The sequence below is a fragment of the Cytobacillus oceanisediminis genome (assembly GCF_003182355.1).
Classification (GTDB): domain Bacteria; phylum Bacillota; class Bacilli; order Bacillales; family Cytobacillaceae; genus Cytobacillus; species Cytobacillus oceanisediminis_A.
The window spans coordinates 117,238-143,460 of record NZ_QGTW01000009.1 but is presented as its reverse complement, the minus strand read 5'-3'; the positions used below and the strand labels follow the sequence as shown (position 1 = coordinate 143,460).

Annotated in this window: 20 protein-coding genes and 1 pseudogene; 7 read left to right on the top strand and 14 right to left on the bottom strand. The window is 40.3% G+C overall.

All coding sequences use genetic code 11. The features are described 5' to 3' along the window. Positions 1-2 precede the first annotated feature (2 nt). Both DFO73_RS17105 and DFO73_RS17100 read right to left on the bottom strand, forming a co-directional pair. The gene (locus DFO73_RS17105) at positions 3-1,679 is read right to left on the bottom strand and encodes a sigma-54 interaction domain-containing protein (RefSeq protein ID WP_110065929.1); all 1,677 of its coding nucleotides are present in this window, start codon (positions 1,677-1,679) and stop codon (positions 3-5) included. A 300-nt stretch (positions 1,680-1,979) separates the two neighbouring features. Next, the gene (locus tag DFO73_RS17100) at positions 1,980-3,185 is read right to left on the bottom strand and encodes an NAD(P)-dependent malic enzyme (protein ID WP_110065928.1); all 1,206 of its coding nucleotides are present in this window, start codon (positions 3,183-3,185) and stop codon (positions 1,980-1,982) included. A 175-nt stretch (positions 3,186-3,360) separates the two neighbouring features. Here DFO73_RS17100 and DFO73_RS17095 point away from each other — a divergent pair, with 175 nt between their 5' ends. Both DFO73_RS17095 and DFO73_RS29405 read left to right on the top strand, forming a co-directional pair. After that, the gene (locus DFO73_RS17095; protein ID WP_110065927.1) at positions 3,361-4,254 is read left to right on the top strand and encodes a LysR family transcriptional regulator; all 894 of its coding nucleotides are present in this window, start codon (positions 3,361-3,363) and stop codon (positions 4,252-4,254) included. Between the two features lie 171 nt (positions 4,255-4,425). Then, positions 4,426-4,551, top strand: a complete 126-nt coding sequence (locus DFO73_RS29405) for a hypothetical protein (protein ID WP_258309529.1) — start codon at positions 4,426-4,428, stop codon at positions 4,549-4,551. Positions 4,552-4,724: 173 nt separating this feature from the next. Here DFO73_RS29405 and DFO73_RS17090 read toward each other — a convergent pair whose 3' ends face one another. Then, the gene (locus DFO73_RS17090) at positions 4,725-6,374 is read right to left on the bottom strand and encodes a catalase (RefSeq protein WP_110065926.1); all 1,650 of its coding nucleotides are present in this window, start codon (positions 6,372-6,374) and stop codon (positions 4,725-4,727) included. 316 nt (positions 6,375-6,690) lie between these two features. Here DFO73_RS17090 and DFO73_RS17085 point away from each other — a divergent pair, with 316 nt between their 5' ends. The 4 genes from DFO73_RS17085 (at position 6,691) to DFO73_RS17070 (ending at position 10,315) form a co-directional block, all read left to right on the top strand. After that, positions 6,691-7,809 carry a YibE/F family protein gene (locus DFO73_RS17085; RefSeq protein ID WP_258309558.1) on the top strand — a complete coding sequence of 373 codons (1,119 nt, stop codon included), beginning with the start codon at positions 6,691-6,693 and terminating at the stop codon, positions 7,807-7,809. Continuing rightward, positions 7,806-8,582 (top strand): YibE/F family protein, encoded by a 777-nt coding sequence (locus DFO73_RS17080; RefSeq protein ID WP_110065924.1) that lies wholly within the window; start codon positions 7,806-7,808, stop codon positions 8,580-8,582. The genes DFO73_RS17085 and DFO73_RS17080 overlap by 4 nt, the downstream gene beginning before the upstream one ends. 600 nt (positions 8,583-9,182) lie before the next feature. Then, a complete protein-coding gene (locus DFO73_RS17075) occupies positions 9,183-9,989 on the top strand; it encodes a hypothetical protein (RefSeq protein WP_110065923.1) in 807 nt (268 codons plus the stop codon). A 59-nt stretch (positions 9,990-10,048) separates the two neighbouring features. Continuing rightward, positions 10,049-10,315: a hypothetical protein gene (locus DFO73_RS17070; protein ID WP_142669533.1), complete on the top strand. Its 267-nt coding sequence runs from the start codon at positions 10,049-10,051 to the stop codon at positions 10,313-10,315. Positions 10,316-11,239: 924 nt separating this feature from the next. On the opposite strand, the gene wrbA is transcribed toward DFO73_RS17070, so the two are convergent. From wrbA to DFO73_RS17020, 9 genes and pseudogenes are all read right to left on the bottom strand, one after another. Continuing rightward, the gene (wrbA, locus tag DFO73_RS17060; RefSeq protein ID WP_110066028.1) at positions 11,240-11,851 is read right to left on the bottom strand and encodes an NAD(P)H:quinone oxidoreductase; all 612 of its coding nucleotides are present in this window, start codon (positions 11,849-11,851) and stop codon (positions 11,240-11,242) included. 102 nt (positions 11,852-11,953) lie between these two features. After that, complete coding sequence (locus DFO73_RS17055; protein WP_110066027.1) at positions 11,954-12,376, bottom strand: DoxX family protein; 423 nt, start codon at positions 12,374-12,376, stop codon at positions 11,954-11,956. 125 nt (positions 12,377-12,501) lie between these two features. After that, a pseudogene (locus DFO73_RS17050) lies at positions 12,502-13,041 on the bottom strand (VOC family protein); the annotation flags it as partial. Positions 13,042-13,066: 25 nt separating this feature from the next. Beyond that, positions 13,067-13,675 carry a flavin reductase family protein gene (locus tag DFO73_RS17045; protein WP_110065919.1) on the bottom strand — a complete coding sequence of 203 codons (609 nt, stop codon included), beginning with the start codon at positions 13,673-13,675 and terminating at the stop codon, positions 13,067-13,069. Positions 13,676-13,689: 14 nt separating this feature from the next. Then, on the bottom strand, positions 13,690-14,628 hold the full coding sequence (locus DFO73_RS17040) for a ring-cleaving dioxygenase (RefSeq protein WP_110065918.1): 939 nt from the start codon (positions 14,626-14,628) through the stop codon (positions 13,690-13,692). A gap of 196 nt (positions 14,629-14,824) precedes the next feature. After that, positions 14,825-15,223, bottom strand: coding sequence for a DoxX family protein (locus DFO73_RS17035; protein ID WP_110065917.1), 399 nt, complete (start codon positions 15,221-15,223; stop codon positions 14,825-14,827). A 450-nt stretch (positions 15,224-15,673) separates the two neighbouring features. Beyond that, positions 15,674-16,069 carry a VOC family protein gene (locus DFO73_RS17030; protein ID WP_110065916.1) on the bottom strand — a complete coding sequence of 132 codons (396 nt, stop codon included), beginning with the start codon at positions 16,067-16,069 and terminating at the stop codon, positions 15,674-15,676. Positions 16,070-16,255: 186 nt separating this feature from the next. Next, on the bottom strand, positions 16,256-17,041 hold the full coding sequence (locus tag DFO73_RS17025; protein ID WP_110065915.1) for a glucose-1-dehydrogenase: 786 nt from the start codon (positions 17,039-17,041) through the stop codon (positions 16,256-16,258). 12 nt (positions 17,042-17,053) lie between these two features. Next, entirely contained in the window at positions 17,054-17,908 is an 855-nt protein-coding gene (locus DFO73_RS17020) for a GRP family sugar transporter (RefSeq protein WP_110065914.1), read from the bottom strand. Positions 17,909-18,239: 331 nt separating this feature from the next. On the opposite strand from DFO73_RS17020, the gene sstT reads away from it, so the two are divergent. Beyond that, positions 18,240-19,472 (top strand): serine/threonine transporter SstT, encoded by a 1,233-nt coding sequence (gene sstT / locus DFO73_RS17015; RefSeq protein ID WP_110065913.1) that lies wholly within the window; start codon positions 18,240-18,242, stop codon positions 19,470-19,472. A 166-nt stretch (positions 19,473-19,638) separates the two neighbouring features. On the opposite strand, the gene DFO73_RS17010 is transcribed toward sstT, so the two are convergent. Both DFO73_RS17010 and DFO73_RS16995 read right to left on the bottom strand, forming a co-directional pair. After that, positions 19,639-21,078: an MDR family MFS transporter gene (locus tag DFO73_RS17010; protein WP_110065912.1), complete on the bottom strand. Its 1,440-nt coding sequence runs from the start codon at positions 21,076-21,078 to the stop codon at positions 19,639-19,641. A gap of 579 nt (positions 21,079-21,657) precedes the next feature. Next, complete coding sequence (locus DFO73_RS16995) at positions 21,658-26,049, bottom strand: discoidin domain-containing protein (RefSeq protein WP_258309556.1); 4,392 nt, start codon at positions 26,047-26,049, stop codon at positions 21,658-21,660. Positions 26,050-26,223: the final 174 nt, after the last annotated feature.

The window sequence follows — 26,223 nt, the reverse complement described above, 5'->3', positions numbered from 1 at the left end:
CTTTATTCTTTATTCATAAAATTCAAATTATACTTTTTTAATTTTCTTACTATTGTCGGCTGACTTGTATCAAGTGCTTCTGCCAGTTCATATGTTGTGCTGTATTTTTTGACAGCCAGCTGAAGAACTTTCTCCTCCGCCAATTCTGCTGCTTGCTTTAGCGTCATCATTTCATTTACTTCAATGGCTTCCCCATTCTTATTCTTATATTCTGCAGGCAGATGACTTAGGAGCAGATTATCTTCATCCGTAATAAGAACCATTCTCTCAATTAAGTTTGCTAGTTCACGAATATTCCCTGGCCATGTGTAATGATAAAAAAACTCTTTAAGACCGGAAGAAAGCTTTTTATGTACTCTATATTGGGAGTTCTTTAATTCAAGATAATATTCGGCAAGCGGCAGAATTTCATCTTTTCGATCACTAAGAGGAGGAATTGAAATCGGAATCACATTCAGACGATAAAACAAATCTTCACGAAAATCTCCATTCAAAACCATTTCCTTTAAGTTTCTGTTTGTTGCAGCGATGATGCGTACATTCACTTTCTTCGGTCTGGTTCCACCAATCCGCTGTACCTCCTGCTCCTGGAGGGTTCTCAAGAGTTTAACCTGCAATTGAAGGGGCAGCTCACCTACCTCATCAAGAAAGAGAACTCCTTTATCGGCCATCTCAAACATGCCGGCCTTCCCTTTTGTACTGGCACCCGTAAACGCACCGGCTTCATATCCAAATAACTCTGATTCCAGCAAGTCAGTCGGAATGGCCCCGCAATTAATCTTTATCAAATCACCGCTTCTGCTTCTATCACTTTGGTCATAAATATACCGTGCGAGAACATCTTTCCCAGTCCCGGTTTCACCGAGAATCAGCACAGTAGCATCAACATTGGATATTCTGGAAGCAGTGTCATAAACCCTTTTCATCACTTTGCTTCTGATGACAACATCCTTAGCCCCGTAGGACCTTCCTTTAAGCCTCTCGATTTCCTTTTTGTAGCTATTATTTAATTGATTCGCTTCTAATAGAGCCGACTGAAGGTCATTCAACTCGGATAAATCCCGAATATTGGTAACAATGCTTTGTATTTCACCTTCCTCATTAAAAACGGGATTTCCGGTTAACAGGACTTCTTTCCCCAAGAAGTTTTGCTGGACAAGGGAAACGCTTCGTTTTTTATCCAGGACCTGGTGTGTTACGGAATTTTTCAGAATCCCTCTCTTCATTAAAGCATCGACTTTTTTCCCTATATAGTATTCTTTTGGAATCCCAGTTAATCTTTCAATCGCAGAATTCGTTTTTATCGTAATGCCTTCCTTATTCGTAATATAAATGCCGTCATAAGAATTTTCAATCGTAGCATCAAGCTCCCAATTCACACGCTTCGCTTCCCGCAGCTCCTCAATTAAGGATGTCAGCTCAGAGGAAAACGTTCCAATATAGACGATTTCTTCTGAATCAGGCAGCCTGCTTTTAATGAAAATACAATCCTTATTCTGATAAGACCCATGAATCAGCTGTCCTCCCCTTAACTCAACCCAGCTTTCAAAGACGTCCCGAATATACATATGATCGATTTCAGCAATAGATAGGCTATGCCGGAAGAATTCATTGCAATAGGAGATGCAATCGTCAGGAGAAGCGATAAAGAACGGAAACGGAAGTTTATCTGCCTCCATAGGATCACCTCATTTTTAGCTTTTTGTTTTAGGTGCATTACTATATATTTCTTCGATTATTTTATTTTCCCTTTATCCCATTTTTTATCTATCACTTAAAAATCGCTCAAAGTTAAAGCTAAATGGTCTCTTCTTTTAAAAAAAAAGCGCCATAATAGGCACTTTTAGGCTTACTTTTTCCTCTTTTGTTTTGATAGGATGCTAGTTGTATAGAGTCTCCACTGGGAGAAACCTGAATAACTATTAATATTCTGATAAATGATAAGAACATTAAACATGCCTCCGCAGACAAATTTCGGTCTATTTGCTTAATGCAGGACTTTTCAGGATTTCGATACGTGCTGCGCCTGTTTCCTGTGCTGCCTTAACAACGGCATCCCTTACAGCCGGAACAACTCTGCTGTCCAATGGTCCTGGAATGACATAATCCGGTGATAAGTCTGTAGCATCTATTAAACCGGCAATCGCTTCTACAGCTGCCATCTTCATTTCTTCATTAATTTCAGTGGCCCTGACGTCCAAAGCCCCCCTGAAAATGCCTGGGAACGCCAGGACATTATTTACCTGGTTGGGCATATCTGAGCGTCCTGTACCAACCACTTTCGCGCCTGCCTCTTTCGCTTCCTCCGGCATGATTTCAGGCACCGGATTTGCCATAGCAAAAATAATTGCATCCTGATTCATCGTTTGTACCATTTCCTTTGTTAATGCTCCTGCTGAAGAAACCCCGATGAATACATCTGCGCCAATAATAGCATCCTCAAGCAGGCCTTGGCGTTTGGACGGATTGGTGATTTTGGCAACAGCCTCTTTGACCGGGTTCATCCGTTCCTGCCGTCCTTCATAAATAGCTCCTTTTGTATCGCACATGATGATATCGCTGACACCCATATTAATAAGCAGCTTGATAATCGCGATTCCAGCGGCACCTGCCCCATTGATGACGACTTTGATTTCATCGATCTTTTTATCTGTAATCTTTAACGCATTAATTAATCCCGCAGCCGTCACAATGGCCGTTCCATGCTGGTCATCATGAAACACAGGAATGTTCATTTCCTGCTTCAGACGTTCCTCAATGTAAAAGCAATTCGGTGCAGCGATATCTTCTAGGTTAATTCCCCCAAAGGATGGCTGAAGCAGCTTGACTGTTTTGATGATTTCTTCAGGGTCCTTCGTATCAAGGCAAATGGGAAAAGCATCTATCCCGGCGAAGGCTTTGAAAAGTGCAGCCTTTCCTTCCATGACAGGCATAGAGGCTTCAGGTCCAATATCACCGAGCCCGAGAACGGAAGTTCCATCAGAAACAACGGCAATTAAATTGCCTTTAATCGTATAATCATAGACCTTCTCCGGCTGATCGTGAATTTTCCGGCAGGGCTCAGCAACTCCCGGGGAATAGGCTAAGCTTAAATCCTGCATGCTATTAAGCGGCATCTTCACATCGACTGATAACTTCCCTTTAAACTTCTCGTGCAGTAATAGTGATTCTTTTTGCAAATCCATCTGAACCAGCTCCCTTTATTAAGTAATTTCTTCCGATTTGAATATTAATAATTTTCAGTATTCCAATGTTGTAGTTTATTATATAATGAGAGTTACTTATAAATGAAATACATATAATCTATATACTTTATTCCTTTTGGTTATAGGAATAACATTATCAAAGGAGAGAGTTCTGTTGGACATAAGGCATTTAGAGTATTTTGCGGAAGTCGCCAAGCATTTAAGTTTTACAAAAGCATCGCAAACACTGCATGTAACACAGCCTTCGATCAGTAAAGCCATAAAAAATTTGGAAGGCGAATTAGGAGTTCCCTTGTTTTACCGTTCATCGAAACAATTAGAATTAACCGATGCAGGAAAAGCGGTTTTAATCAATACAAAGAAAGTACTGCATGCTTTTAAAAACCTGACTTTGGAGTTAACAGATATTATGGAGCTTAAGAGCGGAGAAATAAGGATTGGCATTCCGCCAATTGTAGGCGCGGCTTTCTTTTCAAAGTTGATCAGCCAGTATAAAGAGAAATTTCCGCTCGTAAAAATTACTTTAACAGAAGTTGGAACGAAAAAAATAAAAAAAGGCGTAGAAGACGGTTCTCTTGATATTGGCTTGATTTGCACAGTGCCGGCACAAGGCAGCAATTTTGAAATCATTAATGTCTTAAAGGATCCATTAAAGTTAATTGTCCATCAAGAACACCCTCTGGCTTCACAAAAAGAAGTCAACTTCTCAGAACTAGCAAATGAGCCCTTTATTTTATACCGAAAAGACTTCACACTTTACGACCTGATTATAGAAGAATGCTCGAAAAACAACTTCCAGCCCAATATCGTGTGCGAAAGCTCCCAAAAGGACTTCCTGCTGGGAATGGTTGAAGGAAAACTGGGAGTTGCGTTATTGCCCAGTAAAATATGCAATGATATAAACAATAAACCACTTACCGTCCTTCCAATCTCTGAATCTGATGTGAATTTGGAGCTCGGCATGATTTGGAAAAAGGATAAGTATTTGTCGTTTGCAGTTAGGGAGTTTATAGCAGTATCTGAGGAGTATTTAGAGAATGAGGTTTAATTGATGGATCAGCCAGGGATTCGGGCTGGTCTTTTTTTGATAGAAAGAAACTATGTAACCACTCCCTCTTTTTTGGGTCTTTGGAACAGGTCTTTATTTCTGTTATTGCATACAATCGAATAATACTCATACCTTTGTGCAAAATACTTATGTTTAAAAGGAGGTGTTAACATGCCTAATCTAAATGATAATAAGTTCAGAAAAATTCAATCTGAAAGTCAAAAGCAAGGAAAATCCCAGGAAGAATATGCTGAGGAACTTGAAATGAATAAAATGAAGAGTCAAAAAAGGAAGTAGCCCGAATCAGAAAATAAGGCGCCTGTCCCCTTATTCATTATGCTTTAGCGCATTGGGGGTTCAGGCACATTTGATCCAATCACCACGCCCCACATAAATGACAGAATATAAAGGGCTGCCCGTCAGTTAGTTTCACTAACCTTCGGGGCAGCCCTTGCATCTTTACATTACGATTAATAAGGATCTGCTTCGTGGCTTTTCTCCACAGCTTCTTTTGTTGCTTCGTTCTCACCTATTGAGCCTTGACCAAATTTCGATTTGCCTATTTCACGGCCCGGAACTTTGCTTTCAGCGTTCATTTCCTGCATTTCTTTCATAACCTTTTCGATCCCTTCCTTCACACGGCGTCCATAATCTTCATCGGCTTGTTTGAAGTGCTCAATCATAGCCTCTTGAATTCGCTTGTCACATACCGCCAGTGCTTCGGATAGGTTTTTAATCAATTCATCGCGCTCCCAATCTTCAAAGCTGCGGTATGTGTGGCCGGCTTGACCGTAATTGTTTGGACGATCAATAGGTGCGCTCATTGCTGCCGCATTATAAGTCGGCCGGTGAGGTGTAGGGCTTTCTTGACCGGCTTCCTTAAAGCCGCCTTTCATCGATGGCTCATAGTTAATATGCGGATTATCTCCAGACTCTTTAGGATCACGGATATCCATTTGGCCACGATGCTGGTTCGTGCGAACAGGTACTTTCGGTGCGTTCACTGGCAATTTCAGATAGTTCGCACCTACACGATAGCGCTGCGTATCGGAATAAGAAAAGGTACGGCCTTGCAGCATTTTATCATCTGAGAAATCCATTCCATCGACAAGAACCCCTGTACCGAAGGCGGCCTGCTCAATCTCCGCATGGTAGTCAACTGGATTCCGATCAAGGACCATACGGCCAACAGGCAGCCATGGGAACTTATCCTCCGGCCAAAGCTTGGTATCATCGAGCGGATCAAAATCAAGTTCAGGATGGTAATCATCCTCCATGATCTGCACAAAGAGCTCCCATTCCGGATAGTCTCCACTTTTAATCGCTTCAAATAAATCCTGTGTTGCATGACCGACGTTCTTCGCCTGAATAGAGTTTGCCTCTTCCTGTGTTAAGTTACGGATCCCTTGCTTCGGCTCCCAGTGATACTTCACCAGCACTGCCTCACCTTTTTCATTTACCCATTTATATGTATTTACACCGGAACCCTGCATGTGCCGGTAAGTTGCTGGAATCCCCCATGGTGAGAACAGGAATGTAATCATATGCGTAGCCTCAGGTGTACGGCATACAAAGTCAAACATCCGCTCAGGATTTGGTACGTTCGAAACTGGATCAGCTTTAAATGCATGAATCATATCAGGGAATTTCATCGCATCACGGATAAAGAAAATTTTCAGGTTGTTCCCAACCAAATCCCAATTGCCATCTTCCGTATACATTTTTACCGCAAAGCCACGTGGGTCTCGTGCTGTTTCCGGTGAATCCTTTGCTCCTGCTACTGTGGAAAAACGAACCATTAACGGTGTTCTCTTCCCTGCACCAGAAAAGACTTTCGCCCGGGTATATTTCTCAACCGGTTCATCTCCAACTTTTCCATATGTTTCAAAATAACCAAATGCTCCAGCACCCCTTGCGTGTACCACACGCTCCGGTACCTCTTCCCGGTCAAAATGGGAAATTTTTTCAATAAAATGGTAATTCTCTAGTGTCGCCGGGCCACGGCTTCCAATCGTACGGATGTTTTGATTATCTGCTACTGGATGGCCCTGCCTCGTTGTCAGCGTCTCACGTGTCCCATCTTGTTCGTTTGAAGAATTCATTTTTTTGTTTTCTGCCACAATTAAACCTCCCAAAAATTAGCTAACCATATTTTACCTCTTTTTTGGAAGGATATACCCGGGTACTTTCCGTTTTAGCATAGCTTCATTTTCATGTGGTATGGTTGTCCATATAGACAAATAATTTCCAGTGATGCTTCTATATCTTTGGTTTTAACTAACCTGCATCAGAAGTCACAACTTGAAAAACCGCAGTGAATTATCTTGACTGCTTGAAAATGTTCCTGTTATTCTTAGTCCGTTGCAATGGACCTGCGAAATGGTCTTAAGTAAAGCAGGTTGCATTTTCAATACTCGGAGGTTTGTTTTGAAAAATATAAAGAAAATACCTTACCATCAATTCATTTTGTACATTTTCCTGGCATTTTGTATTGCAGCCTCGGTTATGTTTGTAAATCACAATGAATCTTTCTATGACCGGCCAATTGCTGAAGTTATGGAAGTTGACCTGGTTCATTCGGAAGAGGTAACAGATATATACGATAATAAGGACCGGCTATATGAGCAGCATTTAAAAGCCGAATTAAAGAATGGAGAAAAAATAGGCCAGCTGATTCATCTAAAAAATCAGTATTCTGCATCTAAAGCTTATGACCAGGAATTTCATGCAGGTCAGAAATTATTTGTTTCAATAAGCAAGAATAAAGAAGATGGGACAGGTTTAACTGGAACGATAATAGACCTTAAACGGGATCATTACATACTAATTGTAGGATGGATTTTTATCCTGATACTGCTCCTTGTTGGAAAAAAACAAGGACTGTTTTCGATTATAAGTTTGGCAGTCAATGCACTACTCCTCTCATATGCATTGGATGTTTATCTGGATAATCCTGAAACAAGCCTCTTACTTATATGCAGTGTAGCGGTTATTTTATTTACTGTCCTTTCCTTGCTGCTCGTAAATGGTTTTAATGAAAAGACCTATTCAGCCATTGCTGCAACCTTACTGGCTACATTTATTTCGCTGTTGGTAACCTATCTTGTCATTTGGGTAACCTCTGGAAAGGGTCTTAGATATGAAGAGCTGCAATTTATCACACGCCCCTATCAAATGGTTTTTTTAGCAGGATTATTTATCGGATCTTTGGGAGCTGTTATGGATGTAGCCATTACCATGTCTTCTTCCCTGTTTAGCTTGTATGAAAAGAATCATAACATTCCGGTAAAAGCACTTAAGCGTTCTGGAATGGAGGTTGGCAAAGATATTATGGGCACCATGACAAATATCTTGTTTTTTGCCTACATAAGCGGTTCCATTCCTATGCTTATTTTGTATATAAAGAATGATTCACCATTAGGGTTTACACTATCCATGAACCTTTCATTGGAATTAGCCCGGGCGCTTGCTGGCGGTATCGGAATCGTACTAACCATTCCGATCGGTCTTTATATTTCTATATTTTTTATTAATAGAAAGAGGGCAAGAGCATGAATGCATTAGTTTTGCTGGCTGCCATATTATTTTTTTTGATGACCCTAATCGGCGGAAAAAAAGGAGCAAGATCCTTTTTTGCTATCTTCTTTAACTTTGGCATGATTATTTTTGTCCTCTTTTTTATGAACGACCCTAATATCAATCCGATTATCGTCACTTTGATTGCATGTGCTGTGATTAGCTGTATCAATCTTTTTTATATAAACGAAGTGAACATTAAGACCAAAACAGCATTTATGTCTTCGATCATCACCATTGTAATCTTAATCATGTTTATTGTCCTTGTTACAGAGAAGGCGATGATCCAGGGATTTGGTGAAGAGGAAGTAGAAGAACTGAGTGTGTTTTCCCTTTATATTGGAGTCGATTTTGTTAAAATTGCCGCTTCTGTCATCATCATGAGTACAATCGGAGCCATCACAGATGCTGCGATGGCCATCTCCTCTCCGATGCGGGAAATCCATTATCATCATCCAGACATCAGCAGGAAAGACTTATTTCAAGCTGGCTTAAACATTGGAAAGGATATCTTGGGAACAAGTACGAACACGTTATTTTTTGCTTTCTTTGGCGGATACCTGGCACTGCTTATTTGGTTTAAAGATCTATCCTATTCTGCCGGAGAAATCGTTAATTCAAAGATCTTTAGTGCTGAGATGATCACGATCCTTTGTGCAGGAATTGGGGTAACGCTGGTTATTCCGGTCACTGCCTGGATTACTGCAGCGTTTTTAGTAAAAAATAGAAATAAAAATGAAACGGTTGAATAGACTTATGAATAACTACAAGCACCCCTTATTTCCATAGTTGAAATAGGGGATGTTTTTTATTTTAGCTAGAATCAGCCTTTCGCCTGTGTGCTGCCCTTTTTCTATGCACCTAAACATGCTAAAAATTGCAACTGGTTATTTATAGTCCTTCTATCCTCAGCCACCTTTAATCCACCAGGATTATGCTCCACTATCTTCTTCCCTCTTTACCCGTATTCCTTCCGCTTTATCACTAACGTTTTAATGCACACGGTGAAAGGCTCCTTATTCTAAAGGAACAATTTCTCAACGTATTTAGATAGGATTTATTTTTAATAGTTTAGATTTATCTTGTTCATAGTTTGTTAATATTTACGCATTACAATAAGATTTGTACCGAAACATTATACAGCCCTTTTTCTTTACCCCTTTAGGTCCGGCCATTATTTGGCCGGATTTTTTATTTTGCGTTATTCAAGTTTGTCCTTCCATCCATCGGCCTCCCCTGGAATGAAACTGGCCCAAATTAATGTTCACCATTTCGACACAATCCCGCAAAAACCACCCTGACCTTTTCCTCCCCTCAACTGTATATAGAAGGTGAAAGGGCGGTGCATTTATATGAATTTAAAAGCAGGCAATGTTGATCAATTTGGAGGGTTTTCCCAGTTTAGAAATCTTCAGGAGTTTAATACACATTTAGAAATGTGGCTTGCTTTACATAAGGATAATTTCTCAAAAGGCGAGCTTGTTGGTTTAAAAAGGCTGGCCCGATTTGCAGCCAAGATTCCTGGAGTGTCCAATGCAAAGATCGGAACCGTTTTAAAAGCAATCCACGAAGATTACAACGGCAACGGCATTTCCCGTTCCACTTTTAAAAGAATGATCGCCAAAGCTGCAGAGCTAGGCATTTTCACAGTCCATGAAACAGAACGAAAAAACGGATCCCAATCCAGCAACCTTTATGTTTTCAATCGTTTTCCCAAGAGTGAACCACCAAAGGAAGAAAAAATGGACCACCATAATAAAACTAGTAATCTTTCTAAAGCTATTAAAAATCAAGAGAATACTAAACGTAACGAAACCGGGCTGGACTACACTTTTACAAGTGATCGTGTTCCCAAATCTTTCGTGGATATTGTGAAGTACTTTTTCCCAGAAGGAAAGAACATTGAAGAATTTTGGAGAATGACCAAGATTGCCGCATACAGGAACAATCGCGATCAGCATCAGCTACTGGATACAGCCATCCATTCTTTTAAGCAGCTGATCCGAAAAATGAAATCGAGTTTTGTTGCGAAACCGATCGCTTATTTCTACTGCATTTTGAATAAAAAACTAGAGGAGCTTTACTTCGAAGAACTTTTTGAAATGGGCTTTACAGCAGGTAATGAGAATTTCTGCATGAACTTTTTTTACAAAAGATAAAAAAGTGATTTTTACGCGAAAATTACCAAGTTTAAATTGGCTAAAATGTTATCAGTTGAGTGCTGTCTGCATTGCTTCTTGCTGCATGCAGTGAAACAGGCTATGTATCAACCAAAAGCAAAGCTGAAGAAACTGGCCAGGAGGAGAATAAGAGAAAAGAGAAGAATTCATGGTCAACACGCTGTTCCAAACCGGTAAAAATAAATGAAATTGCCTCAATTGATATAGTCACCTATAATGATGAATTTAATGATTATAAAACCAAGATTGACCTGTCTATAGAAGATTACTCCTATAAAATAAAAATAATGGCAACCTCTATTTAATAGAAATCGGCACTTCGTTTATTCGCTATACGATTAGCGTGACGCTTTTGGCCGTTGGCACATGTCACATTTACGGTGGTTATTATTATTAACTTTCGTAAAAAGTTTTTCAAAATTGCTGCCACAGGCATATTTAAATAGTAAACTATGGAAATGAGCAATCATTTGATCGTTTTGTTTTTTGTACAAACTAAAAATAAGTGCCTCCCCCCATTGCTTTAGCACAATGGGGGACAGACAACCGTAATTCTATAGGATTTTATTAATTCAATAAAGTAAAGTTCTTATGCAGTTCCTTTTCATTAATTGATATTCTGATCGATAAGTCTTTAGTTCGTAAAACAAAATCTTTGATCCCTATAAATTCAGATTCGGCAATCAAATAGAATTGTGTTCCCTTTTTTAAACCTTTAAAATTATTCTTTAGCCTATATCTCTTCATGAACTCACCTAGTTGCTCCCATACTCATTTACACTGGATAATTGTTTTTACAAGCCTGCCAGCTTCAATAGTACTGTCTTTTACAGAACATTTCCATTAAATGCTTATGTTTTGTAACAATAAAAGCAAATAACAACGCAGCAATCTTATATGTGGAAATGTAAATGGTGCATTTTCCTTTTCTGTAAGAAGTGTCACGATATTTTCATGTTTCTCTAGCTTCACATCACGATTTATTTTCAATTGTGTCTTATGTATAGTTTTAATTCAAGCTTTTTTATATCCTTATCCTTCAAGATGATTTAGTAAATGGATTTCTCTTCCACGATTTCTCGGACCAGCTTTATCATCATAAAACGTATAACCTAAACAAAGCCTTTTGGGGCACGAGAAAAGCGAAACTAATTGAATATATGCCCTTTAAGAGGAAGGCTAATTCTAACAAAGAAGCAACGCCCTTTAAGCGTTGCTTCAATTATTTTTTATTGATTTCCTTTTTTCACCCATTCAGCCACAGTTACAGTCCGCTTCGCCTGGTGTTTGACCGCCGCTTGAACGTCTTCAATCATTTTACCGTCTTGATCGACAGTGACGCTTGTTCCATATGGGTTTCCGCCTGCACCAAATGTAACAGGATCTGTATAACCAGGAGCTGCGACGATAGCGCCCCAATGATACATCGATGTATAAAGTGATAAAATTGTTGCCTCTTGTCCACCATGTGGGTTTTGAGCAGATGTCATGGCACTTACTACTTTATTCACAAGCTTCCCATTAAACCAGAGGCCCCCAGTCGTATCAAGGAATTGCTTCATTTGGGATGGCATGTTTCCAAATCGTGTTGGTACGCTGAAAATTATGGCATCTGCCCATTCCAGGTCATCTAATTTGACTTCTGGTACATCTTTAGTCGCTTCCACGTGGGCCTTCCAAATTGGATTTCCTTCAATAGCCGATTGAGGGGCAAGTTCTGGAACCTTTACTACTTTTACTTCAGCACCTGCTTCTTTCGCACCTTCTTCAGCCCATTTTGCCAGCTGGTAATTTGTTCCACCCATACTGTAATAAATGACTGCTAATTTTACATTTGACATAGCCTTTGTCTCCTTTATAGATGAATTTCCAAATAATTTGGATAGAAAACCCATTGTCATACACCCCCTATTGTTTCTATATAATAAAGATGACATTCCACTTTATGCAGCTTTTTTTAGTTCGCTTGAATCTTTGTGAAAGATGAATTGACCTGCTGACAATAGATTGCTTCCATTAATGGCAAGGTAAATGGCCATTGCAAACAGAGCTAAGTCTAATTCGTATCCTGCCATCTGACCATTACCCAATAATCCAATTGAAAGTTTAATCTTAAGCGTCGCTCCAATCATGATGATTGCGAACAAAGCAGAAACGAGTCTTGTTGCTAAACCAAGAATTAATGCTAAACCTCCAGCCAATTCAATCAAAGCAACTGCATATGCCATAAAACCTGGTAATCCAATACTTTCAAACCATCCAACAATATTTTCTATTCCACCTTGGAATTTTACTAAACCGTGTATGAAAAATAATACTCCAAGAGTAATACGTATAATAAATGCCCCTAATTCACTTTTGAACATATCCAACTTAAACCTCCAAAAAATTTGTGCAGCAGCTTCCACTTCCTCTGCTGTTAGTTGATGACCTCTATCCTTATCTTCCTCCAAAACACGAACTGCAACGGGCGGCAAAGTGTCATTTAACTCTTCCCGCTTGGATTCCAGCCAGGAATATTTTCAAGCACATCAGCTGTTTTATTTGGCTGGGCTGAAATGAGAGTAGCACCGCCAGACCCTTTAATGGCATACTCTGGTTGGATACCGCCAAAGCTCCAATTATTTATTGGTCCTTCCTGGCGCTCAATCAATTCGAGTTCCAGTCCATCAGGATCCGCAAACTTTAAATACCGCTCATAAAATCGGACAGCTGACTCATATTCAATGTCGAATTTCTGCAAACGGTTTTCCCAAAACTCAGTGGACCCCTTTGGAATAATATAGCCAGTTACACCTACCTGACCTGTACCAATTCGACCTTTAAGCTGTTTCGCCCATGGAAAAAAAGTGATAACCGTACCAGGTTGACCCGTTTCATTTCCAAAATAGAGGTGGTACACTTCAGGACGATCAAAATTAATCGTTTTTTTAACGAGCCTTAAACCAAGTACCCCAGCATAAAAATCAATCGTTTTCTGTGCATCGTTAACCATTGCGGAGATATGGTGAAATCCAGCGGTTTTTTGCAATTCAATCCCCTCCTATTGTCATAAGCTATTTTGGTCTCTCGATGGAAAAAATCTCGCCAATCTTGGCATAGTTTGAACCTGCTAATCGGCTTACAGCAGCCAGCCCCATTGGATCGATTCTTCCTTTATCATAAAGTGCATCTTCAATGTGATATTGGACCACTTTTCCAACAATTAGATCACATCCTGGCGAATCAACTCCTCCTAATTCCACCGAATGTTCTAATGTACATTCCATTCTTATCTTCGCTTCCCGCACACCAGGTACACGAGTTTTCAAGCTATCCATTGGAGTGAGATTAGCCAGTTCAATCTCACTTTTATCAGAAGGCAGATTTGCAGCTGTTTGATTTGCCTGTTCAACATTTTGCTCATCCACAATGTGAACGACAAATTCCTTTAGGTTCTTTATATTCCTGGCAGTATCCTTTTCTTTTCCCTCTGACCGCTGTATCGACAAAGAAATCATAGGAGGATTGGAGGAAACGATATTAAAATAGCTAAAGGGGGCACCATTTAAAATTCCTTCTTCCGAAAGGGATGTTACAAAAGCGATGGGTCTTGGGATAATGCTTCCAATTAAGAATTTGTAATTCTCTCTTTCGGACATTTTAGACGGGTCGATTGAAAGCAAAAAACTCACTCCTTTTAGTCTAATTCTCTCACTTCAAATGGAAGCAGACTTCGTTCGATCTGATTTCTATGCGGTTCATATTGTCCTGGAAGCATTAATTTTTCCCCCATTGTTTCTTGAGATTCATCATGGGCGAATCCTGGAGTGTCAGTTGCGATTTCAAATAAGATCTCACCATGTTCTCTAAAATAAATCGCATTAAAATAGTTCCTGTCTTGTACAGGTGTGACCCTATACCCATTCTCCGCAACAAGCTTTTGCCAATCCAGCTGATCTTGATCATCCATTGCCCTCCAGGCAATATGATGTACGGTTCCTACACCCATATGTCCACGGCCAATTGAAGTTAATTTAAGGTCGATGATATTCCCAATATCGGCAGAAGAACGGTAACGGATAAAGTCCCCTTCCTGGCTAACCACTTCTAGTCCCATAATTCCTTCCAGCAGTTCAGCAGTTTTGGCAGGCTGAGCTGATAAGAGAGTGGCTCCTCCGAATCCTTTGATAGCAACTCCAGGGGTTATCTCGCCAAACGTCCATGTATTTACTTCCCCTGTTTCTCTTTCTACGATCTCTAAGTGAAGTCCATGAGGGTCATCAAATTCCAAATACTGCTCCCCAAAACGTTCCATTTTGGTATAAGGAACGTTGAATTTTTCAAGTCTCTCCTCCCAAAATTTCGTTGCGCCTGATGGAACAACGTACGAAGTTACTCCTACTTGACCATCTCCAATAACCCCTTGGGAAGCACCCGCCCATGGAAAGAATGTAATGATTGTTCCTGGTTTTCCTCCTTCATTACCAAAGTAAAGATGATAAGTTCCTGGATCATCAAAATTGACCGTTTGCTTGATTAAACGTAAACCCAAAATTCCTGCATAGAAGTCTGCATTTTCCTGAGGATGGCCTACGATTGCAGTGATATGATGAATCCCCATTGTTTTTTTATCCATTTTTTATCAACTCCTTGATATTTCAAATTTATTATTTTCTAAATTAAGGTGACAAACTCACTGACGAGAGATTGGGTTCTTCCTTTTTATTGAATGCCCTGAAAGTTACTTGCTAACCAACTGTTTTTTTACCAATTGAATAAAAGCAGTCACCTTGCCCATATTCCTTTTTACACTATCTTGAATTCGAGATATTTTAGAATAAAAAAGCATCGAAACTATAAAGACCCGGACCAGTTAAAGCAACACCAATTGCAACTGCCAATAAGGTTAAGTTATATTCATAGCCATTTGAAGTGGCCCATAATCCATTTGAAAAGTGCACTTTTACGATTGCCATTACCATAGTTCCTGCAATCATAATTCCTGCCAGAGGGGTAAGAAGCCCTAGGGCAAACAAAATTCCACCTATCAGCTCTGCCAGTCCCGCGAAAAGAGCCATCGTTACACCTGGTTTCATGCCAATAGAGTCAAACCAGCCTCCTGTCCCTTTTAATCCGTAGCCCCCGAACCAACCAAATAATTTCTGAGCTCCATGACCAATAAATAAAATACCAATAACCAAACGTATAAGTAGCAAACCAAGACTCAACATTTTTTTCCTCCTATATTTAATATTATCTTGAATTCGAGATATTATTTTAAAAAAATTCGAGCTAATTTTGGGTCTATCCTTACTGTTTCCTTGAAGAATTTACCTTAATAAATTCTGTTTGCCAAATTGACTAGTATAGACTCAAAGAAGAATATATCTCGAAATAAAATATCTTGAATTCAAGATAATAATATAACTTTTATTCTTCATTGTCAATAACTTTTAAGAACAATTTTTCCTTCTACTACTTTTTTTGCTTCGAACTTAATCAAGCATGAGCGGAAAATGCCTGTCCCCTCAGTCACTAACCTTTCGGGTATCTGTGGACAGGCACCTTAATTCCAATTCTTCGATTCAGCGCTTACATAAGCGTCTTAATTCAGACCGATGAAATCTTGCCCGTTTCAAGCATACCTTGCTGTGATTTCTTGCTTCCACCTGTCACCAATTCTATTTTGCGTTCGCATCTGGCTGATGAATGCCGAATATATTGCCTTCTGTATCAATATAGTATCCTTGCCACGCCATTCCTGGCAGAGCATATTTAGGCATAGCGACTTTTCCGCCATTCTCAAGAATTTTAGCTTCGGTTGAATCGTAATCGTCCACTCCCATTGTACAAGCAAATCCATTTAAAGCTTGGTTAGCTTCCGGTGGAGGACTTTGCCGCTGCATCAAAGCACCATTGATACCAGGTTCATTCTCATCGCCAGTCACTGCTCCATAGTAAGGCATTCCTGCATAATCACTCCAATCTTGAAATGACCATCCGAATACCTCTCCATAAAACTTTTTTGCCCGTTCCATTTCATCCACATGAACTTCGAAATGAACTAACCTACCCATCATTACCTCCTAGTGATTGATAAAAATATTTGTCTTTATAATAATAAATGTCATGGTAGTCGATTCTTATTTCGACAACTACTAGTAAAAACCTGCTCTATTAGATGAAAAAGGCCCTTCCCTCCAAAAAAATAGGGTCAGGCCTTTTATGTTTCTATTTATATTAACTAGGTGATAAAAAATATCCTACCCCTTCCCTGCCTGAAATCCTGGATATTGGGTCATACCTCCATCAGCGTATAGCGTAAGTCCGGTAACATAACTGGCTTCAGTTGAAGCTAGCCACACAGCACATGCTGCAATTTCTTCCGGTTCGCCAATATAGCCCATCGGAATAAGCTCAATGACACCCTTCTTTAATTCGGGATCAGCGAATTTTTCAGCATTGATCGGCGTATCAATGGCACCCGGAGCAATACAATTCACTCGAATTCCATGTGGTGCGAACTCTAATGCGAGCGTCTCCGTCATCAGCTTGACGCCGCCTTTGCTTGCTGCATAATGGACAAAATGCGGCCAGGGGATTTCCTGATGTACGGACGACATATTTATAATAGAGCCTTTTATTTTATGCTCGAGCATGTAATCAATTGCTTCTCTGCACCCTAAGAACTGCCCTGTAAGGTTTGTGGAAATAACTTTGTTCCAATCCTCGAGGGTCAGATCTTCAGAAGGAACTTCGTTTTCAATGCCAGCATTATTGATCATCACATCCAGCGAACCGAATGTTTTGACAGCATGATGGATCATCCTTTTTATATCCTCTTCCTTGGTGACATCGCCCTGGATGGCAATCGCACTTCCTCCAGCTTTCTCAATAGTTTCAATAATGCCCTTTACTTCCTGGTCTTCTTTGAAATAATTTATGACAACTTTTGCTTTTTCGGCACCGAATCTCTCAGCCATCGCCTTTCCCAGTCCAGTGGCACCGCCTGTAATGATTACGACTTTCCCTTCAAGACTTGGATACATAAGACCACTCCCTTATCTTTTCGTAAAACCTAACAAAACTCCGCCTGCGATAATGAACAAACATCCAAGCAGGACCATAATGACCTGCTTTTTGCTTTTGCGCTCATTTAAAAAGAAAAGCCCTCCAATGGTCGAGATGACAATGCCTGTTTGTGAAAGTGAAAAACTCGTGGCCACCCCAACTAATGGCAATGCCAGCAACAGACCCAGATTTCCTGTACTCCAAATAAGTCCTGTTACCATATTGCGAACCGCATATTTGTTATAAGGCCTATGACGCAACGTAATAAGGAAAGCACCGGTAACCATCCCGATCGCCTGCGGGAGGATCGCTGCCCATCCGTCGATATTAAACCAGCGAATTAACACCACATATCCAACAAAGCCAGCAGTCGATAGCAGCAAGACGAGAAGCCCTTTCTTGAGACTTTTTCCCTGATCCTTTTCGTCTCCCTGATTGAGCGAGGTCAGCACTGCACCCGCGATAATGCAAACCAGTGAAGAGATTCCTATAATTATGCTCATCGTGGTTTGCCATTCCTTAAAAATAAAAACGCCAAAAAAGGTTGTCCCAATCAGCTGTAAGCCGGTAGACATCGGCCCAGTCTTGGCAACCCCCAAATAACGGACAGCTCCAAACTGATTTTTCTGTCCAACCGACCAAAATAAACCTGATATAAATCCAACTGCCCACACGGCATTCGGCATATCCGGTCTCTTAAAGAGATATACCACCATGGAAAAAAACAAGGCACCAAGTGTGGTTCCAAGTGTTTGGCTGTCTTCGTCCCCGCCAAGTTTATTGCTGACAAATACGATGCTGCCCCACGAAACCGCTGCAACCAAGGCTAATAAAATTCCTGTCATTGGTGTGTACCCCATTTTTCATTTTATGTAAACGGTGAATACTTTTTTTAGATTGTGGCAATGGCGAAACTCTTATTCCTTTTGGATAAAAGAATATTTTTTTGTCGAACGAAAAATTTCGCAGGCACTCAATGCAATGCAAAAAACCGAAGATTCCAGAGAAATTCATCCTGACACCTTCGGGTAGTTAACAAATATTTCAATATAATAATTTGTTACACAATTTATAATATTCGTGTTAAAATATCAAATATTACTGTTAAATAACAGTGATGCAATAATATTCTCTTTTATAAAGCACTTATCATAAAAAAGTTCGGAGGGTATTTCTATGAAAAACGCATTTCTCAAGTGGAATCAAGTAAGCCTGGTAAAACGAATACTTGTAGGTATTATTATTGGTATTGTCTTGGCTTTAACGATTCCTGATGCAGCAAAATGGGTCTCAGTATTTGGTTCTTTATTTGTAGGTGCATTAAAGGCAGTTGCACCAGTATTAGTCTTGTTCTTAGTTATGCATGCCATCTCGAAACATAGAAGCGGTCATAAAACGAACATGAAATCGATTATAGCCCTTTATGGTTTAAGCACATTCCTGGCCGGATTTGTTGCCGTTTTGGCAAGCTTCATCTTTCCGGTTACCTTATCCCTTGCACCAGGCGCGGAAGATGTCACTCCACCTGGCGGGATCGTAGAAGTACTTAAGACATTACTTTTTAACATTGTGGACAACCCGGTCAATGCCCTATTAAACGGAAACTATATCGGCATTCTGACATGGGCTATCCTTCTTGGCATTGCATTAAGAAGTGCTGCGGATACGACAAAAAACCTGCTGGAAAACTTCTCAGATGCCATCTCTAAATTGGTAAAATGGGTGATAAGCTTTGCACCACTTGGAATCATGGGCCTTGTTTTTGAAGCGATTGTTACAAATGGACTTTCAGCTTTACTTGACTACGGAAAATTGCTTGCCGTTCTGCTCGGATGCATGTTCTTTATCGCTCTTGTTGTGAATCCAATTGTCGTATTCATCAATATTCGCCGAAATCCATATCCACTTGTCTTAAGGTGCTTAAGAGAAAGCGGAATAACGGCATTCTTTACTCGCAGCTCTGCGGCAAACATTCCAGTAAATATGAGCTTATGTGAAAAACTCGGGTTAGATGAAGATACTTATTCCGTATCGGTCCCATTAGGCGCGACCATCAACATGGCTGGTGCTGCTGTTACGATCTCTGTCTTAACACTTGCTGCTGTACACACACTTGGTATTCAAGTGGACTTCGGTACTGCCCTTATTCTTAGTGTCTTAGCAGCTGTATCTGCTGCCGGTGCTTCTGGTGTTGCAGGAGGCTCTCTCTTGCTCATTCCTTTAGCCTCAAGCTTATTCGGAATTCCGGATGATATTGCCATGCAAGTCGTTGGTGTTGGTTTTATCATTGGTGTGCTGCAGGACTCTTGTGAAACTGCACTTAACTCTTCTTCGGATGTGCTTTTTACGGCGACTGCGGAGTATGCCAAGAAGCGTAAGGAAGGTAAGGTTGTTCGTATTAGTGCATAATAAATTATTTTCAGAAAAAAGGAGCCTGTCCTCTTGGCATTAATATAGCCGGGGGCAGGCTCCTTTTTTCTAAAATCCATGTTCATCTTAAAATACTGCCTTTTTTGGTTAAAAAAGAGCATTCCCTCAAAAAGGAATGCTCTCTTTAAAATACCATTTCTAGTTTTTAATGATCATTTTCCAGTTCAGTTTGATCATAATCCGGTGCGACTGCTTTTTTGATGGATAAGCTAATGAAGAATGCCCCAATGCATAAAGCTAATGCAAACCAATAAGCGTGGTGCACACCTTGAGTCATCGCTTCATTCATTACCTTCTCAGTAATCGGCCCTGATTGCTTGTCTAAATAGCTATTCTGGCCTTGACTCATTATACTTACAAAAACGGAAACCCCTAGTGCTCCTCCAATTGGCTGCAGTGTGTTCCCGATTGCTGTTCCATGAGGATATAACTTCTTCGGCAATTCATTCAGCGCATTTGTATGGGCAGGCATCATGATTGCTGAGATAGACAGCATCAATATGATATAAACAAGGATGAATGACCAAATATGCATCGAAGGGCTGATATTGCTGAAGAATATCATGACCCCGACTAATACGATTGTCCCGGGGATCATCAATTTTCTAGGTCCAAATTTATCAAATAAAGTACCCATCACCGGTGACATTAAACCATTCAAAAGCGCACCTGGCAAAAGCAATAATCCTGCCAGCTTCGCAGAATAGCCGAGTGGCCCTTGCAGATACATAGGCATTACGATTTCCGATGCGAACATCGCCATGATGACAATGACAAAGAGACTGACACCCAGTGCATAATTTTTATATTTGAAGACACGAACGTCTAATAATGGCTCTTCCAGCTTCAATTGACGCAGGACAAATACCACCAGGCTGAGTAAACTGATAAAGATAATCGAAAGAATTCTTATAGATGAAAAACCTTCTTCTCCAGCACTGCTGAATCCATAAACAATTCCCCCTATCCCGATTGAAGACAGGATAATTGAAAAAATATCAACTTTAGGACGTGTAACTTCCCCGACGTTTTGCAAAAATTTCAACGCAAACAGAATGGAAAACACCGCGAAAGGAATGACGGAAATAAATAACCAGCGCCACCCTAATAAATCAACGATCACCCCAGATAAGGTAGGCCCGATTGCAGGTGCAAACATGATGACCAAGCCAAACGTCCCCATCACTTTTCCACGAACCTCAGGACGATACATAAAAAGTAATGCATTCATAATAACGGGTATTAACAGCCCCGTCCCAACCGCTTGGGTCATGCGGCCTGTCAACAGCATCGGAAAATTCATAGCACAAGCTGCAATGATTGTTCCGATCAAAAATATAGTCATGACCCCGATAAACATCTGTCTAGTGGTGAACCATTGAATCAATAGTGCAGAAATAGGCATCAAGACACCCATTACAAGCATGAATCCAGTTGCCATCCATTGAACAGTCGGTGCATCGACGTTAAATACATTCATCAATTCAGTCAATGCGATATTCAGCAGCGTTTCGTTCAATATTGCAAAAAATGCACCGATCATGAACGTAATCATTATTATTCTCGTATTTATCTGTGAATCCATAATTCCTCCATAATTTAACATTTTAAAAAGCATACTTAACTATAATCCACGATTGACATTAATTTTTCAAGTAATTCGCCTGAATATTCCCCTTTACTCGTATACACTTTTACAATTTTGGTAAATTGCCTTGATTCATCCTAAAAGTCTTCATCAATTAAGTCACTTATTACTCCCATAGCAGCTTTACTTCCATCACTTGCAGCATTAATTAATTGAGGAGGTGCTGATAGGGAATTATCTCCACTTGCATAAAATCCCTATAAGCTCCTTACTTTATATACAGGAAATTAAATTTGCCTGCCCACAATGCCGCTAAAATTCAAATGAGGCTGAAACAGACTTTCTTGAACAATTTTGAGATTTTTTTGCAAAAGCTTAACCCTTTCTCTTTAAAAGTATTCAAAATCCTCACTGCTTTCGGTCAAGCCCGATGGATTTTCAAAATATCTGATTCAGCAACGATTGAAAAATCCAGCGTTACGAAGTCCAGATATTGTTAAAGCCCCTCTCGTTTGAGAAGGGCTTTTTCTGAAAAATCGATGCCTGTGAACATTTTTATTTCTTCAAATCTCTTAATTATTCCCCTTGATACGCGCTGTTTTTTTCCCAGAATTTCACCTCAGCAACTGAAAGCATAAGCGGCCCGCTATGAGATTCTTCAAAAATGATTCTCACTTTGGCAAGCTTTTTCCCCTCTGGAATTTGAGTGTTTTCATATAAATTGGAGGTTACAGATTTATCTGTGGAGAGGACTTCCTTTTCTCCCAAATCGTATTCATTCCCCTCTTCATCATAAGCTTTTGCACGGAGAACTTTGATTTTCCCATTGGTATACAACGGTCTGTTGAATATCTCAAATCTCGTTAGTTCTTTGGGATTATTAAAGCTGAAATCAACTTCTAATGGAAGAGAAATACCATCGGCTTCTGTAATACTCCACTTCAGCTCAGCAAGGGAAGATTCACTTATTTCACCGTCAATCAATCGAGGAAATGCCTCAGCTCCATCCTGCATTTTATCCGCTTCACCAGATACGACGATATCCCTTGCTGTCAAAAGCAGTTCCTTCGGCTCTTCAGGCTGCTCGACTTCGCCAGGCTCTTCTCCAGGCTTTAAAACATGGCCGATTTTATCAATCGTATCAAAACTAGTATTTACAAGCAAAGATCTCGTAATCGGAATATCAAACTCCAAATCCTTCTTCGCTTTCAGCTTAATAGCGGCCAGAGTAGATGTGCCTTCCAGTGTATCTAGTGAGCCTTTATTTGAAAAAGCAGCCATAATTCGTTGCTTATCATTACCGATCCCGGCCAGTATCGAAAAATTCAGCATGTCCTGGGTAGTGTTAGAAGAATTGACAATTCTTTCGCCGCAGCCAGTTTCTCCCTTACACTCTGTAACGATATCATACTTATTTGGATCTATCTCAAGTTCAAGGTTAAAAGCATTAATATCCTTCAGCCCTGCACCGATAACTTCGACTGTAAACTCTTCACCTGCTTTCAATTGCTGCTTATCTGGCCGAATGCTCAGCAGTCCAGCTACAGGACGATTAGCAGGCTGCAGCTGTGTCTCACCAAGCTGTCCTGCTACAAACATTAAATCATAGGCATCAATCACACCATTATAGTTAATATCAACTTTGGATACCTGATCCCAAGAGGTATCGGTGGTGTCCACGCCCATATAACTGGCAAAGAAGAGCAGGTCCTCTTCTTCGATGGCACCATTAGGAATGTTTTCACCGACTACAGTCCCTTCTGTTTTATCCTTTTTGTAAGGCCTGAATTCCTGTGCAGATCCAAATTTCCCTACCGCATCCTTGATGGTTAATTTTATATAACGTGCACTTACATCTTCGTTGAATTGAATGGTCTTTGTCTCATTGCTCCTTATAAAGGTTCCATCCGTAATAACCTTCTTATATGTCTTACCATCAAGGCTGACATCCAAGTCATATTTAAGAATTGTTCCATTCCCTGCATCAGGTCTAGGCACATACTCCAGCTTATCTAATTGAAAGGCAAGCTTCATATCAATCTCAAACGTATGAGGAAGAACGTTTCCTGTACCCCAAGCTGTATGCCATTGTGTTTTCTCATCTCCGTCTACAGCTCTCGATGCTTCGCTCCCAGGCTGATTGCTCGAGGCACTAGCTGTCATATTCTTCGGAACGTTTCTGAATCGATCAAGCTTTGTTTTTACGGTTATTTCGTCACTCCAGTCTGATGCACCCTTTGTATTAACTGCACGGATACTATATCTGTATTCTGTGTCAAAGTTTAGACCATCGTGCTCGAAAAACGGCTTCTCTGTTTCCTCTTTTTCTAAATGAACATTTCTGTATACCATTCCATTAATTTTAAGGTCATAGGACACATTTTCCCCTTCAACCTTATTCCAGTGAAGTTTTATGCTTTTATCTGTAATATTTTCATCTGCAGCTCCGAGTCCAGAAGGCACATCTGGTACTTCTGTATCCGTTACTTCTTTCTCCTGCGTGTTGTTAAATCCATTTACCGTAAGCATCACTTGATTCTTTGTTATATCCGTTTTCCCAATCTTTACAAATAACTTCGGAGCGGTAGTCACCTTTGTATTGGCGAACTCAGAGCCTTCTGTTGAATATTTATTTAGATTTGGACTTTCGTTATAGAAATAAACATTTTCTGACTGGCTGTATTCTTCCTCTGTCAACGCTCTATGAAGTTTTACGTCCTTACCGCCCACCTTTACGGATAATGATTTTGGCTGTTTGCGAGTATTAACAAGGAATTCGGTGCCTCTTTCCTTGACCATTCCTTTGTAGCCTTTCCCCTTGGCTTTGTGAACTGTAATTTTTACTTTATCATTTGCTGCTACAGACTGAATCTTGGTTTTTGTATTCTTCCCAGATTTATATTCAGTGGATTTACCATCATCCTCATATAGAGTAAATTCTGATTTTCCAGCTGGATAAACATCGAAAATTCGATTTTCAGATCCATCCAACTCGCTAATTGAGTTGTTTTCGGGAGCCATCGGAATGATTGCACCATTCTTTACGAATACAGGTGTCTTCCACAATGGGGCATCAAAATTATTGAGAACTGATCCTCCTTGATACTGCTCACCTGTAAAATAATCAATCCAAATCTGTTCAGAATCCGGTAAGTAGATCCCGTTTCTTACACCTGCTGCGTGATCCTTTTCATTGTAGACAGGCGCTATTAGCAAATTGGGTCCCCACATATATTGGTACTGCGTTTCGGTTCCATAGGTGTATGGATCTTCTGGGTATTCGAGCATCATACCCCGTACAGATGGCATTGATTTGGAAGTTGATTCCTCTGCTATCGTATAAATATATGGCATCATTTGGGCTTTCATTTTAAGATACATACGGTTAATGGAAGTATACGGTTCGCCATAATTCCATGGATTTTTGGATTTGCTGTAATCGTTTCCTGATGACGCCCATCCATCCATATCAATTTGAATTGGCGAGAAAGCCTTCCATTGAAAATCTCTTGTCTGGATGACTGGATCGCCTCCGAAAATGCCATCCATATCCGATCCAACATTCGGATTGCCGGATAAGCCCGCTCCAATGTAAGTTGGGATATGCATGCGAATGTATTCCCACTCCCCTCCATACTGGTCACCTGACCAAAGGGTAGCGTAACGCTGTGTACCTGCCCATCCATCCAGACTAATAACAAACGGGCGCGCTCCACCCGAGTTCACTTGCTTTTCGATCCCTTCGGCTGCTTGACGTGTTGCATTAAGGGCCATGGAATAGCCCTGTCCTACCCATGCAACATCCGTTTTAATAGCCCTTACTCCTGCTTTCACTTCACCGTCAAGGTCTCTTCGTAATGGACTGTCCTCAGGAAGGTTCGGGTCTGGATATAGGTTACTTTGTGTCCAGAGACCTACCTCTACATCCTTGGCATTTGATTCATCAACAAAATTCTTTAGGTTATCCAAACCATCGTAGCCGCAGCCATATCCGTCATTCGGCAAAAACCAGCCTAGCGGCATATCCTTTGTAACATATTGATTTAAAGTATCCAAGCCCTTTCCAAGAAGCGTTCTCTTATCTTTATGGCCATTGTGGATCCCATTAAAGCAATCTGCATGCCCCAAATAAAACGCATATTCTGGCATTAATGCTGCTTTTCCAGTTAGTTCGGTATATTCATTGATAATTTCTGGTATGGAGTCTTCCACAAAATAATAAGCGTCAAATCTGTTTTCCTGATGTGAGAAGGTTGCCGTTTTAGAAAAGTCATAGGCTCCCGGCTTAAACGTATTACGCATAACCCCATAGCCCTCGGTGCTCAAGTAAAATGGAACCGGACTAGATGCTGCACCGGCATCCCAGCCGCCTCCGATGGCGATATTAATTTTATTATTTTTGTGAGAGTAATAGCCATTCTGCTGTCCTCCACCAAAAAAGTACTCATCATCTTTAGTATTAAGCGTCTGTACACCTTTATTAGCTTCTAGAGAAAGCGGCTCCTTTTCACTCCATATGTTCTTGTTTTTATTTTTGTCTAAAAGACTCATTTTTGAGTCAGTTTTAGAGATTTTTAGTTCTAACACTTTGGTATTTATTCTATAAAAATCGGAATCTTCTTCTATATTTACTTGCACGGTACCATACTCTTTTTGGTATTCCTTTTTATCCTTATCAATGATTTTGGTCAAATGGTCAGGTTTATTGGGTGTCGGGTATTCAGGAAATTCACCACTAGGGTCCAGGTGAAGCCTGAATACATTTTCCTTCAGAAAGCTTAATTTAATACCTTCTCCAGTAGATAAATCAATATAAACATCACTGCCTTCTTTTTGAACCCCATTAACTTTGCCGATGGAAGACATATCTGAAGCTTCATCAGCATCAGCTATGCTGATTGGAGTAAGCGATAACAGCAAAATGAATGAAAGAAATATAGATGCAAATCTTTTAAGCTTGTTTCGCATTCTAAACAATATCCGGCACCTCCGCGATCTTTTTTATAAGGCTTTTAGCAAACTTTGTTGCTTTTTAACATGTAGTGAGGAGAGGTTGATTTCTGCTCCAGGATGCTCGCTTTCCACGGGGGCGGGCGGTGAGCCTCCCGCAGGACATTGAATAAGCCTCCTTGAATTAACACC